General features: G+C 66.9%; 11 protein-coding genes and 2 tRNA genes. 8 read left to right on the forward strand and 5 right to left on the reverse strand.

The genetic code is table 11. The features are described 5' to 3' along the window. The first annotated feature begins 9 nt into the window (after window positions 1-9). The 8 genes from FG94_RS18415 to FG94_RS26760 all read left to right on the forward strand — a co-directional run bounded on the left by FG94_RS18415 (window position 10) and on the right by FG94_RS26760 (window position 9,370). On the forward strand, window positions 10-1,455 hold the full coding sequence (locus tag FG94_RS18415) for an efflux transporter outer membrane subunit (RefSeq protein WP_036214551.1): 1,446 nt from the start codon (window positions 10-12) through the stop codon (window positions 1,453-1,455). 68 nt (window positions 1,456-1,523) lie between these two features. Continuing rightward, the gene (locus tag FG94_RS18420) at window positions 1,524-2,576 is read left to right on the forward strand and encodes a hypothetical protein (protein WP_036214554.1); all 1,053 of its coding nucleotides are present in this window, start codon (window positions 1,524-1,526) and stop codon (window positions 2,574-2,576) included. Between the two features lie 51 nt (window positions 2,577-2,627). After that, window positions 2,628-4,328, forward strand: a complete 1,701-nt coding sequence (locus FG94_RS18425; protein ID WP_036214557.1) for a DNA mismatch repair protein MutT — start codon at window positions 2,628-2,630, stop codon at window positions 4,326-4,328. Window positions 4,329-4,474: 146 nt separating this feature from the next. After that, window positions 4,475-5,650, forward strand: a complete 1,176-nt coding sequence (locus tag FG94_RS18430) for an MCP four helix bundle domain-containing protein (RefSeq protein ID WP_081926071.1) — start codon at window positions 4,475-4,477, stop codon at window positions 5,648-5,650. Between the two features lie 103 nt (window positions 5,651-5,753). Further along, window positions 5,754-6,449 carry a hypothetical protein gene (locus tag FG94_RS18435; protein WP_036214562.1) on the forward strand — a complete coding sequence of 232 codons (696 nt, stop codon included), beginning with the start codon at window positions 5,754-5,756 and terminating at the stop codon, window positions 6,447-6,449. 141 nt (window positions 6,450-6,590) lie between these two features. Next, the gene (locus FG94_RS26155; protein ID WP_051996909.1) at window positions 6,591-7,607 is read left to right on the forward strand and encodes a BON domain-containing protein; all 1,017 of its coding nucleotides are present in this window, start codon (window positions 6,591-6,593) and stop codon (window positions 7,605-7,607) included. Window positions 7,608-7,708: 101 nt separating this feature from the next. Next, the gene (locus FG94_RS18450) at window positions 7,709-8,527 is read left to right on the forward strand and encodes an HDOD domain-containing protein (protein ID WP_036214565.1); all 819 of its coding nucleotides are present in this window, start codon (window positions 7,709-7,711) and stop codon (window positions 8,525-8,527) included. 18 nt (window positions 8,528-8,545) lie between these two features. Beyond that, window positions 8,546-9,370, forward strand: coding sequence for a choice-of-anchor A family protein (locus FG94_RS26760; protein ID WP_267872342.1), 825 nt, complete (start codon window positions 8,546-8,548; stop codon window positions 9,368-9,370). A gap of 4 nt (window positions 9,371-9,374) precedes the next feature. On the opposite strand, the gene FG94_RS18460 is transcribed toward FG94_RS26760, so the two are convergent. The 5 genes from FG94_RS18460 to FG94_RS18480 all read right to left on the reverse strand — a co-directional run bounded on the left by FG94_RS18460 (window position 9,375) and on the right by FG94_RS18480 (window position 12,230). Continuing rightward, window positions 9,375-10,544: an MFS transporter gene (locus FG94_RS18460; protein ID WP_081926078.1), complete on the reverse strand. Its 1,170-nt coding sequence runs from the start codon at window positions 10,542-10,544 to the stop codon at window positions 9,375-9,377. A 114-nt stretch (window positions 10,545-10,658) separates the two neighbouring features. Continuing rightward, complete coding sequence (locus FG94_RS18465) at window positions 10,659-11,252, reverse strand: YigZ family protein (RefSeq protein WP_036214571.1); 594 nt, start codon at window positions 11,250-11,252, stop codon at window positions 10,659-10,661. Between the two features lie 63 nt (window positions 11,253-11,315). Next, a tRNA-Lys gene (locus FG94_RS18470) sits at window positions 11,316-11,391 on the reverse strand. 79 nt (window positions 11,392-11,470) lie between these two features. Further along, the gene (locus FG94_RS18475; RefSeq protein ID WP_036214574.1) at window positions 11,471-11,986 is read right to left on the reverse strand and encodes a hypothetical protein; all 516 of its coding nucleotides are present in this window, start codon (window positions 11,984-11,986) and stop codon (window positions 11,471-11,473) included. Between the two features lie 168 nt (window positions 11,987-12,154). Continuing rightward, a tRNA-Lys gene (locus FG94_RS18480) sits at window positions 12,155-12,230 on the reverse strand. Window positions 12,231-12,290: the final 60 nt, after the last annotated feature.

Genomic DNA, 12,290 nt, shown 5'->3' on the forward strand with positions numbered 1-12,290 from the left:
GAGAATGAAATGTTGAAGAAGCTTGTACTCGTCTCCGCGCTGGCCGCGGCCCTGGGCGGCTGCGCCACCGTCGGCCCCGACTTCAAGGCGCCCGCCGGCGCAGCCGTTGCGGCCTACCGGCATGCTAGCGCCACGAATGAGGCGGCGCGCCTGCCGGCCCAGTGGTGGACCGTGTTCGGCGACGCCACCCTGGACAGCCTGGAGGGGCGCGCCCTGCGCGACAACCCGGGCGTGCAGGCTGCGGCGCAGCGCCTGCTGCAGGCCCAGGCCCAGCTGGGCGTGGTGCGCGCCGGCCAGGCGCCGAATGTCGCGGTGAGCGCGGGCGTGTCGAATTCGCGTACCTCGGCCGAGACCGCGCAGGGCATCGCCCTGGGCGGGCGCTCGATCGAAGGCAACAATTTCAGCGTCGGCGCCTCGCTCTCGTATGAACTGGACCTGTGGGGCCGCGTGCGCCGCGTGGTGGAAGCGGCCGACGCCGGGGCGCTGGCGGCCCAGATTGATCGCGACGGCGTGCTCCTGATGCTCTCGAGCCAGGTGGCCCAGTCCTACTGGCAGCTGCGCGGCCTGGACGCCGAACTGGCGATCCTGCGGGGGGCGTTGGACGCCCGCCATGAAGCCCAGGAGCTGGTGGAAGCGCGCTTCAAGGCCGGCCTGTCGAACGAGCTGGACGTCTCGCGCGCCCGCATCGAGCGCGCCAATGCCGAAGCCGACCTGCACGAGGTGCAGCGCCAGCGCAATGCGGTCGAGCACGCGCTGGCCACGCTGGTGGGCGCTTCGCCGAGCCAGCCCGTGCTGGCCGACAGCGCCGGCGCACAGCTGCCCCTGCCCCCCAGCATTCCGGTCGGCCTGCCGGCCAGCCTCCTGCAACAGCGTCCCGACCTGGCCGCCAGCGTGGCCCAGCTGAAGGCGGCCAATGCGCAGGTGGGCGTGGCCGAAGGCGCCTTCTATCCGTCGCTTTCGCTGACCTCGAACTTCGGCTTCGCATCAAGACACCTGCGCGACCTCGCCAGCGGCGGTGCGCGCCAGTTCTCGATCGGTCCGCTGGCGCTGTCGCTGCCAGTATTCGACGGCGGCCGCAACCGCGCCAACCTGGCGCTGTCCAAAGCGCGCTACGAAGAAGCGGTGGCGAATCACCAGACGCGCCTGTTGACCGCACTGCGCGAAGTGGAAGACGCGCTGTCCGACGTCCAGCAGCGCCAGCAGCAGGGCGAGGTGCAGGCGCAATCCCAGCAGGCCGCGGCGCGCGCCCTGCTGGTGGCACAGGCGCGCTACGAGCGCGGCGTGTCGACCTACCTCGACGTGACCGATGCCCAGCGCAACGCCCTGGCGGCCGACCGGGCGGCGGCGCAGATCCGCACCCAGCGCCTGCTGGCCACCGTGGCCGTGGCGCGCGCGCTCGGCGGCGGCTGGGAGCAGGGCGAGGCGCTCGCCACGATCGCGAAACCCGGCATCTAAGCCAGAGTTGCAGGGCTCTGGCGGCAGGCTACAATGGGTGGATACTCAACCATACGAGGATCCGCACCATGTCCCTGCCCGCACGTGCCCTGCTCATCGCCGCCCTCCTGGCGTCCAGTGCAGCCTCCGCCCAATCCTGGCAGCCCGTCCCGAGCGGCACCGGCGCCGAACTGCGCGGCCTGTCCGTCGTGAGCAGCAAGGTCGCCTGGGCCAGCGGCGCCAAGGGCACCGTCCTGCGCACCGTCGACGGCAAGGCCTGGCAGGCGATGCAGGTGCCGGATGCCGACAAGATCGACTTCCGCGACATCCACGCTTTCGACGCCGAGACGGCCGTCGTGATGGGGGCGGGTCCCGGCGCGGCCTCGCGCATCTATCGTACCGAGGACGGCGGCGCGACCTGGGCCTTGGTCACCACGAACGCGGTGGCCGAGGGCTTCTGGGACGCGATGGCTTTCTGGGACAAGGACAACGGCATCCTGTTCGGCGATCCGGTCAAGGGCAGCTTCCAGGTCTACACCACGGGCGATGGCGGCCGCAGCTGGCAGGAAGTCGCCGCCAGGGGGCTGGAGGCCATGCCGAACGAGGGCGCCTTTGCCGCCAGCGGCACCTGCCTCACGGTGGCCGGCACAGGCGACGCCTGGATCGCCACCGGCGGCAGCGCCAGTTCGCGCGTCTTCCACTCCCGTGATCGCGGCAAGACCTGGCGCGTGTCGTCGACCCCGATCCCGGCCGGCGCCGCCGCGCGCGGCGTGTTTTCGGTGGCCTTCCTGAACCAGAAAGAAGGTTTCGCGGCCGGCGGCGATTACAAGGAAACCCGCATGGCCGGCACCAACGGCGCCTATACCGTTGACGGCGGCGCCAGCTGGACGTCGGTGCAGGTGGCGCCCGCGGGCTACATGTCGGTGGTGGTGCCGGTGCCCGGCGCGCCGCGCACGCTGGTGGCCGCCGGCCTGGCCGGATCGGGCTACTCGCCGGACGCCGGCCGCACCTGGAAGGAACTCGACAAGACGCCGATGAACACGGTCGGCTTTGCCGGCCCGGCGCAGGGCTGGGCGGTGGGGCCGAAAGGCTTGCTGATGCAGTACACGGGGCCCCGGCTGGACGCCCAACAAGGGCAATGACGGGACAAGCGATTACAATCGCCGGACTACAACTATTTGACTAGGGACACCATGAAGAAATTCCTCGCTCCTCTCGTGTTGTTTGCTGCCATCGGCAGCGCTTATGCCGAACCCGCCACGGTCGCCCAATTGAGCACCATGGCCAAGCGCTTCGCACCGGCCGAGCTGAAGGCCGACACCTCGAAGCTCTCGAAAGGCGACCGCGCCGCCATGGCCAAGCTGATCGAAGCGGCCAGGATCATCGACACCCTGCAGCTGCGCCAGCGCTGGGCCGGCAACGAAGCCCTGTGGGCCGCCATGCAGAAGGACAATTCGGACCTCGGCCGCGCGCGCCAGAACGCCTTCTGGCTGAACAAGGGCCCGTGGTCCAGCCTCGACGACAACGGGTCCTTCATGCCCGCCGAATATGCCGGCATCAAGATCCCGGCCAAGAAGCCGCTGGGCGCCAACTTCTACCCGGAGAACGCGAGCAAGGAAGCGCTGGAGGGCTGGATGAACGGCCTGCCGGCAGCGCAGAAGGCCGATGCCCAATGGTTCTTCACCGTCATCCGTACCGGTCCGGACGGCAAGTTCCGCACCGTGAAGTATTCGGACGAATACCGCCCGGACCTCGAGAAACTGGCCAAGCTGCTGCGCGAAGCCGCCGCGCTCACCGACAACGCCTCGCTCAAGAAATTCCTGACGCTGCGCGCCGATGCTTTCCTGTCCAACGACTACCTGGCCTCGGACTTCGCCTGGATGGACCTGGATTCGCCAGTCGACGTCACGATTGGCCCGTACGAGACCTATAACGACGAGCTGTTCGGCTACAAGGCTGCGTTCGAAGCCTATGTGAGCATCCGCGACCAGAAGGAAACGCAGAAGCTGGCCTTCTTCGGCAAGCACCTGCAGGAGCTGGAAGACAACCTGCCGCTGGCCAAGCAGTACCGCAACCCGAAGGTCGGCGCGATCGCCCCGATGGTGGTGGTCAACCAGGTATTCGGCGCCGGCGACGGCAACATGGGCGTGCAGACCGCCGCCTACAACCTGCCGAACGACGAGCGCGTGATCCGCGAGCGCGGCTCCAAGCGCGTGATGCTCAAGAACGTGCAGGAAGCGAAGTTCGAATCGACCCTCAAACCCATCTCGAAGCTGGTGCTGCGTGCGCAAGACCAGAAGGACCTCGACTTCGACTCCTTCTTCACCCACATCCTGGCGCACGAGATCATGCACGGCCTTGGCCCGCACACGACGAAAAAGAATGGCAAGGAATCGACCCCGCGCCAGGACCTGAAGGACACCTATTCGACCATCGAGGAAGCCAAGGCCGACATCACCGGCCTGTGGGCGCTGGGCTACATGATGGACAAGGGCCTGCTGAAGGACACGCTGGGGCAGGGTAGCCTGGCCGAGCGCAAGCTGTACAACACCTTCCTGGCCTCCGCTTTCCGCACACTGCATTTCGGCCTGACTTCCTCGCACGCGCGCGGCATGGCGATCCAGATGAACTACCTGCTCGACAAGGGCGCCTTCGTGGCCAATAGCGACGGCACGTTCTCGGTGGACTTCAAGAAGATCAAGGGAGCGGTTGCCGACCTCGACCGCGATTTCCTGACCATCGAAGCCACCGGCGACTACGAGGCCGCCAAGGCGATGATGGCAAAGTACGTGGTCATCCGTCCAGAAGTGCAGAAGGCGCTCGACCGCCTCAAGTCGAGCGTGCCGAACGACATCCGTCCGAACTTCGTGACGGCGGCGGCACTGACGAAGTAAGCAGAGAAACGGCGGCATTGGTGTGGACGCAACAGTGCCGCCGGTTTTACTTAAACTAAACTGAAAGCTCCGTCAATCCATACAGGGAGCATGTTATAGTCACTGCATTGCTTGGGGGAAATTCCCAGGCTACAGAAAGACAGAACATGACGACGAAGCCCCTTACCACTGGCGCGCGGTTGGCCATCGGCTACGGCGCCGTGATCCTCCTGATGATCGCGCTCTCCGTGCTGGCCGCAGCGCGCGCGGGGCAGATCGAGCAGATGCTGTTCCGCATCGACGACGTCAGCGGCATCAAGCTGCGCTACGCCTTCGAACTGCGCAGCAGCGTGCACGATCGTGCGATCGCGCTGCGTGACGTCGCCCTGGCCCCCGATTCCGTCGCCGCCGCGGCCCCGATCGCCCGTCTCAAGACCCTGGCCGACGCCTACGCGCGCGCCGCTTCCCCGCTGAACGCGCTGTTCCACGAACTGCCGGGCATCCTGCCCGCGGAACTCGAGGCCCTGGCCGCCATCAAGGAGCAGGAGCGCCGCACCCGTACGCTGGTCGACCGCGTGATCGCCCTGCATGCGCTGGGAGAGACGCGCGAGGCGGCCACCTTGTTGTCGCAGCAGGCAGCGCCGGCTTTCGTGGACTGGCTCGCCAGCCTGAACCGCTTTATCGAACTCGAGCAGAAGCTCGCGGCCGACGACATGGCCTCGGCGCGCCAGCTGGCGTCCGGATTCGCGCAATGGATCGTGCTGCTGTGCGCCGGCGCCGTGGCGGCGGCCGTGGCGGGCACCTGGTATGTCGTGCGCGGGCTGCCGCGTGAGAAGGAGGCGCCGCCCGCGCTGGATGAAGCCGCTCCGGCCGCGCCGGCGGAAGCCGCGCCGAAGCGCGTCGACGACATCGTCGGCGCCATCGACGGCCTGGCCTTCCGCGCCAATATCCTGGCGCTCGACGCCGCGGTACAGGCGCTGCGCACCGGCGAGCACGACGAAGAGCAGACCGCCGTGGTCGAGGAGTTGCAGGCGCTGGCGCTGCGTTCGAGTGCGGTGGTGAAGGATATCCGCGACCTGGTCGGCAGTCCGGTGGCCCACATGGAAGACGCCGGCGCCCTGCAGGCGATCGCCAATGCCGTGGCGCGCGTCACGGCGGTGACCTCCGCGATCGGCCTGGAGGAGGGCCAGGCTAGAGCCCAGACCGAGAGCTCGCGCCGCACCACGGCCCTGCTGCAGGCATCGACTGCCGCTGCCGCCATGGAAGCCGAGGCACAGCGCCTCGCGGCCATGGTTGCGCCGGTGCTGCCCACGGGCGAAGCGGATACGCCAAAGCAAAACTGACAAGTTTATCCTTCTCAAAACAGAGAAAAATATTCCCGAAAGTGGGGCTTTCTCACGGGCTAGAATTGCCGATAGGCATTTCATCGTCCTTGGGAGAATTCTCGTGTTCAAGCCCCTGATCATCGCCACGGTCTGCGCCCTCACGGCAGCGCCCGTCCTCCATGCCGCCGAGCTGACCGCACTGGAGAAGCGCTGGCTCGGCGCCGCCGGACCGGTGCTGGCCTACTCCCAGCAACTCAAGCTTCCCCTCGACATCACCGTCCAGCCCCAGCCGCGTCCCGGCGACGTGCCGCTGGCGATGGGTTTCGACAAGGGCCGCTGCAAGCTGGTCATGTCCCTGCGCAACAACCCCGACGCCGAGACCGTGCTGGCCGGCATTCCGGAAGCGCAGCAAGGGGTGCTGATCGAAGCCATGGCGGCGCACGAGATCGCGCACTGCTGGCGCTATGTGCAGGGTGCCTGGCATGCGCTGCCGGCCGGCTTCGTCGAGGTGGGCGACGAGCGCGCCCTTGACGCCTCGCTGCTGGCGGCGTCGAAGGCCATGCGCGAGACGCGCCGCGAAGAAGGCTTCGCCGACCTGGCCGCGCTGGCCTGGATCCGGCACAGCAATCCGGACGAGTATGCGCACGTGTACCGCTGGCTGTCCAGCGTGCGCGCCAAGGTGGCGGTGCCGCGCAGCGGCCACGACACCCGCGCTTGGGTGCGCCTGGCGAGCGACGCCGCCGCGTTCGGCAAGGCCGAGGCGCCCTTCGATGACGTCGACGGGCTCTGGCGCGAAGGCCTGCTGGCCACCGAATGAACCTGCGCGCGCGGCCTCGCAGCAACAGTCCGGGCCGCCAAATGCATGCCGAGGAGGATGAGCGTTCGTTGTCGCACAGATGTTGTCGGGTGTAGGGCGTCTAATGATGTCATCACAACAACCTACCACAAGGGACACATCATGAACCGACTCCTCGCCACCCTGCTGGCCTCCGTTGCCGGCGCCACCATCGTCGCTGCTCCCGCTTTTGCCCAGTCCGACGCCGCCGGCTACCGCGCGGCCATGCAGAAGATCGAGAAAGAGCATGACGTTGCCAAGGACAAGTGCGATGCCCTGACCAAGGAAGACGTCTGCGAAGAGCAGGCCGACGTCGCCCGCGCCAAAGCCGAACTGGCCGCTGCGCAGAAGTACGACAACACCCCGGACCGTCTCAATGCCGCACACCGCAAGCTGGCCGAGGCCGAGTATGAGCTGGCCGAAGAGAAGTGCGATGCCATGAAGGGCAACCAGAAGGACAGCTGCATGAACACCGCCAAGTCGGTGCGCACCGCCGCCCTGGCCGAGATCGACGGCAAGCGCGACACCCGCGCCAGCACCACCGGCGGCAGCGGCAGCACCGCCGCCACCGCGGGCGCCGCCGGCAGCGCCGGCCTGGTCGCGTCGACCGACACCAAGGACCCGGTGAAGTCGGCCGCGGTCGAGAAGTGCGAAGAGAAGGGCAACAAGACCGCCTGCCTGGTCGAGAACAAGGACAAGCCGGATACGGCCCTGGAGCGTGCCGGCGAAAAGACCCGTAACGCCATCGCCGGCGCGGTCGACAAGACCAAGGAAGCCGGCCGCAACGTGGCCGACAAGACCAGGGAACTGACCGCCGGCGCCGCCGCCACCACCGAGCGCGCCGCCGAGAACGCCGGCGACAAGACCCGCGCGACCGCCTCGAACGCGGCCGACAAGACCGAGAACGCCCGCTCGCGCACCGCGTCCAACATGTCGGACGCGGCGATCACCGCCAAGGTCAAAGCCGGCCTGGCCGCCGAGAAGGACACCAGCGCGCTGGCCGTGAAGGTCGAGACGGAGAAGGGCGTCGTCATGCTGAGCGGCTTCGTCGACTCGAAGGCCGAAGCCGAACGTGCCGAGAAGGTTGCCAAGGGCGTCGACGGCGTTACCCGCGTCAAGAGCACGCTGAAGGTCAAATAATCGTCGTGCAAGACGGACAGCCCGCACGCCTGCCGTGCGGGCTTTTTCTTTTTGGCCACAACACCTGCCGGTCCCGGGCCGGACCGACTTATAATTGCCCCGTGAACAAACTCGAAGCCTTCGGATATATCGCCGCCCAGGCCGCGCGTGGGGACATCACCTTTCCCACCAGCGTGAATGCCGTGCTACGCCTGCAATTGGCCCTGGACGATCCGGATTGCCATGTGGACGAAGCGATCCGCCTGGTGCTGTCCGAACCGCAATTGGCAGCGCGCACCGTGGCGCTGGCCAATACCGCCGCCTACGGGGCTGCCGGCGGCGTCCAGGTGAGCAATGTGCGGGCGGCCGTGCTGCGCATCGGCTACCGCCGCCTGCGCGGCCTGGTGGCGGCGCTGATGGTGCGCCAGTTCGGCCACCGCATCGCCGACCGGGTGCTGCGCGCCAAGGCCGAGCAATTATGGACCCACAGCGCCCAGGTGGCGGCGCTGGCGCAGGGCATCGCGCGCCACGTCACCAAAGTCGATCCCGACACCGCGCTGTTCGCCGGCATCGTGCACGAGGTCGGCGGCTTCTACCTGCTGTCGCGCGCCGACGAGTTCCCCGGCCTGCTCGAGGACGATACCGAGAACTGGGGCGTGCTGGTCGAGGACGTGGCCAGCCTGGAGATCATGCGCAAACTCGCGATTCCCGCGGATGTGGCCGAGGCCGTCGGCGGACTGCGCGACGGCGTCCTGAACCCGGCGCCGCACACCCTGCTCGACACGCTGCTGCTGGCGAACCGCTATGCGCTGGTCGACTCGCCGCTGGGCAGCCCGTTTGAGGACCACGAAGCCGGGCCGCTCGAGGCGGCGACGCTGCAGGTCCTGCGCAGCGAAGCGGCCGAGACCGCCCAGGCGCTGGGCGACGCCACGCTGGTCTAGCCCATCCCGTCCTCTTCCATAAGTCGTAGAGCGCGAGGTGGCAACGTCGACATCGCTTCCTACTCGATCAATGCCGAGCGCCAGGCCGCATTCGGCAATCACGCGCTTGTTGCCCAGGGCGACATCAAGCTGTCGAGCGGCTCGATCAACCATGGCCAGATCTATGCCGGCGGCAAGACCACGCTGGAAAACGCCGCCAGGCCGCAAAGCACGAGCGCCAGCCCGGTCGACTTCGCCGCCGCTTCGGCCTACTACCTCAGCCTGTCGGAGGACCTTGCCAAGCTGGAGGCAAGCGGCAGCGTCAGCACGCTGTGGAGCGGCGTGCGTGTCAGCGGCAGCGGCAAGGGCGGTGTCGACGTGTTCAATGTGTCAGCCGACATGTTTCGGACCTCGAGCAGTTGGAGCCTTGACAAGCTGGTGGCGGGCCAGACCCTGATCTTCAACGTCAGCGGCAACTCCGCCACCTTCAACGACGGCGGCATCAGCTTCGAGCCGCTACGCAACTACAACGTGCTGTTCAATTTTCCGGATGCCATGGCGCTCAATCTGAAAGGCATCATCGGCAGCGTGTTGGCGCCCAAGGCGGCCGTTACCGCCAACTGGGGCGTGATCAATGGGCAACTGGTGGTGAACAGCTGGGACTCGACCATCCAGGTCAATGCCAAGCATTACTTCGCCCCCACCGAGCTCGCCGGTTTCCGGGACATCGTGGTGGCGCCGCCGATGACGGACGTGCCGGAACCGGGCACGCTGGCGCTGATGCTTGCCGGCGCCGCCATGGCCGTCGCCGGCCGCAGGAAGGCCCGCAAGGAGCTCGTGCAAGCGCCCGGGCTGGCTGCCTGAGCGCTTAGCAGGCGCAGGCGCGCGCCTGCTGCCGGCCCTGCGCCAGCATCGCCAGGGCCAGCAGGACACCCGACAGGGCCAGGCCGGCCGCGACCCATTGTGGCGAGGCATAGGAATAGCCCAGGGTCAGCGGAATCCCGCCGAGCAAGGCGCCGAGGGCGTTGCCGATATTGAAGCCCGACTGACCCAGCGAGGACCCCAGCATTTCCGCTTCGCGCGAGTGCTCGATCAGCAGCATCTGGATCGGCGGGCCCAATGCCAGCGCATTGGCGCCGGTGGCGAAGGCCAGCACCAGCATGGCCGCCTGCGAGCTCGCGAACAGGCCATTGCACAGCAGCAGGCCCGTCATCGTGACCAGCAGGATCAGGATGGCCTGCAGCGGCGGCACGCGGTCGGCCAGGCGGCCGCCCAGGTTCACGCCCACCGTCATGCCGACGCCGACCACGGTCATCACCATCGGGATCGTCGACGGCTTGAAGTGGCTGACTTCGGTCAACAGCGGCGCGATATAGCTGAAGAAGGCGAAGAAGCCGCCGGTGCCGATCGAGGTGATGGCCAGCGCCAGCCACAGGGCCGGGCTGCGGAAGATGCGCAGGTCCTGCTTCAGGCTGGTGCGCCCCTTGGCCTCGATGAAAGGCACCAGCTGGCGCAGGGCCAGCACGGTGAGCAGGCCGATCACCGCCACCACCAGGAACACGGCGCGCCAGCTCATGTTGTGGCCGAGCCAGGTTCCCGCCGGCACGCCCACGACGTTGGCCAGCGTCAGGCCGGTGAACATGGTCGCCAATGCGGCGGCCACCTTGCCCTCGTCGGCCAGGCGGCTGGCGACGACCGCCCCGACGCCGAAGAAAGCGCCGTGCGGCAGGCCGGCCATGAAGCGCGACAGCATCATCACTTCGAAGTTCGGCGCAAAGGCCGACATCGCATTGAACAGCGTGAACATCAGCATGAACCAGATCAGCACGCTGCGCGGCGGGCGGTGCGCCATCAGGCTTACCAGGGTCGGCGCGCCGACCACGACGCCGAGCGCGTAGGCCGTGATGAGGTAGCCGGCCTGGGGGATGCTGATCTGCAGGCCGCCGGCGATGTCGGGCAGGATGCCCATGATGACGAATTCGGTCATGCCGATGCCGAAGCCGCCGAGGGCGAGGGGAAGAAGGCTTTTCTTGATCAAGATGCGCTGCGCGTGGCGAGGAGGATCGGCCACTATAGCGCTTGATGCGCGCCCAGTCCGCTTTTGAGTCGTGATGACAGGTATAGCGGCCTGGTATGAAGTACGTACTAACCCTTACTCGTCGATGTCTGGCCAGGCGATGCGGCCGTGGCCGGCATTGTCGAGCCGGGTGCGCAGCGCGCCGGCGTCCTGCGCGGGCAGGCTGAAGTCGAACAGGACCTCGTCGCCATGCGCCACCGCGTCCAGGTGGGCGCCGGCGGCGTCGAGTTCGCGCCGCACCATGCCTTCGAGCGCATACGGCGCCGTGCAGCGCATGGCCTGCAGCTTGATGATCGGCACCTTCTGCGACAGCAAGAGGGCTTGCGCCACGCTGTCGGTATAGGCGCGCACCAGGCCGCCCGCACCCAGCTTGACCCCGCCGAAGTAGCGCACCACGGTGGCCAGCACGCCTTCCAGGTCCTGGTGGCGCAGCACGTCGAGCATGGGGCGTCCCGCGGTGCCGCTCGGTTCGCCGTCGTCGACCGCGGCCGACTGGCCGCCGGCCAGCAGGGCCCAGCATACGTGGGCGGCGCCGGGGTGCTCGGCGCGCAGGCTGGCGACGACCTGCTGGGCGCCGGCCCTGTCCGGCATCGGCTGGACGCAGGCAATGAAACGGCTCTTCTTGATGACGAGTTCGACGTGGACGGGGGAAGCGATGGTCTGTGGCATGACAGGACACGGAAAACAAAAAAGGCGTCACGATTGCTCATGACGCCTTCCTTGCTTAATCTTTGGTAGGCCGTGCTGGGCTCGAACCAGCGACCAACGGATTAAAAGTCCGCTGCTCTACCAACTGAGCTAACGACCCGAAGAAGCCAAGATTATAGCGGCACTCTTGCGATTTTCCAAGAACTTCCTGAGCGAATCTGCGCCGGCACGAAGACAATTCAGGTTTCCACGTGTTTGTCTTCCTCCTGCGCCTGGTGCATCGCTTCCGGCTCGAGCTTCTCCGCTTCGACGTTCTGGCGCACGAACAAGCCCCAGCTCGCCAGCAGCACGGCCGCGGCGATACCGATCGACGCCGCCTGCGGCAGCAGTTCGGGTGTGGTATGCAGGAAGGTGAACACGCCGATCAGGCACTCGACCCCCAGCGATACCACCACCACGATCAGGAAGCGCGACAGGAAGCGGCGCAGGCGGGTGGGGGAGCTGACGTGCACTTCGCGCTGCAGTTCTTCTTCGAGCACGGTCTGGCCCAGCTCGAAGGCGGCAACCGAGATGGTCAGCAGCCCCACGCATTCGAGGATGAGCTGGAAGCGCTCCTGCACGGTTTCCTTGTCGGGAGCAAACAGGGTCGACCAGATTTCCATGCCGGCAAGCACGATCAGCCCATAGCCGCAGATGAAGAACAGCAGGGCGATAAAAACGTAACCGAGGCTGCTGATTTTCTGTAGATATTTCACCGGACACCTCGAATTGGATGGTGCGGGAACTGTAGCATCCTCGCCGGTTTTTCTTCTGTGCGGCACGACACGCCGGCTGGAAGCGCGTTGCGCGCATGGAGCGGACTGACGCAGATGCAAAAAAGGCGTCACGATCACTCGTAACGCCTTCTTTACTACAACTAATTCTGGTAGGCCGTGCTGGGCTCGAACCAGCGACCAACGGATTAAAAGTCCGCTGCTCTACCAACTGAGCTAACGACCCGAAAGAGGCAGCATTATAGCCGGGCATTCCGGTTTGCGCTAGTGCTACCTGAACAAGACA

The organism is Massilia sp. LC238, from assembly GCF_000735635.1.
In the GTDB taxonomy this organism is placed as follows: Bacteria; Pseudomonadota; Gammaproteobacteria; order Burkholderiales; family Burkholderiaceae_D; genus Telluria; species Telluria varians.

Excerpts from the sequence above, each read along its gene's own strand:
- FG94_RS18465 (WP_036214571.1), bottom strand. The coding sequence starts at position 11,252 with ATGCCACAGACCATCGCTTCCCCCGTCCACGTCGAACTCGTCATCAAG.
- FG94_RS18425 (WP_036214557.1), top strand. The coding sequence starts at position 2,628 with ATGAAGAAATTCCTCGCTCCTCTCGTGTTGTTTGCTGCCATCGGCAGC.
- FG94_RS18420 (WP_036214554.1), top strand. The coding sequence starts at position 1,524 with ATGTCCCTGCCCGCACGTGCCCTGCTCATCGCCGCCCTCCTGGCGTCC.
- FG94_RS18430 (WP_081926071.1), top strand. The coding sequence starts at position 4,475 with ATGACGACGAAGCCCCTTACCACTGGCGCGCGGTTGGCCATCGGCTAC.
- FG94_RS18415 (WP_036214551.1), top strand. The coding sequence starts at position 10 with ATGTTGAAGAAGCTTGTACTCGTCTCCGCGCTGGCCGCGGCCCTGGGC.
- FG94_RS26155 (WP_051996909.1), top strand. The coding sequence starts at position 6,591 with ATGAACCGACTCCTCGCCACCCTGCTGGCCTCCGTTGCCGGCGCCACC.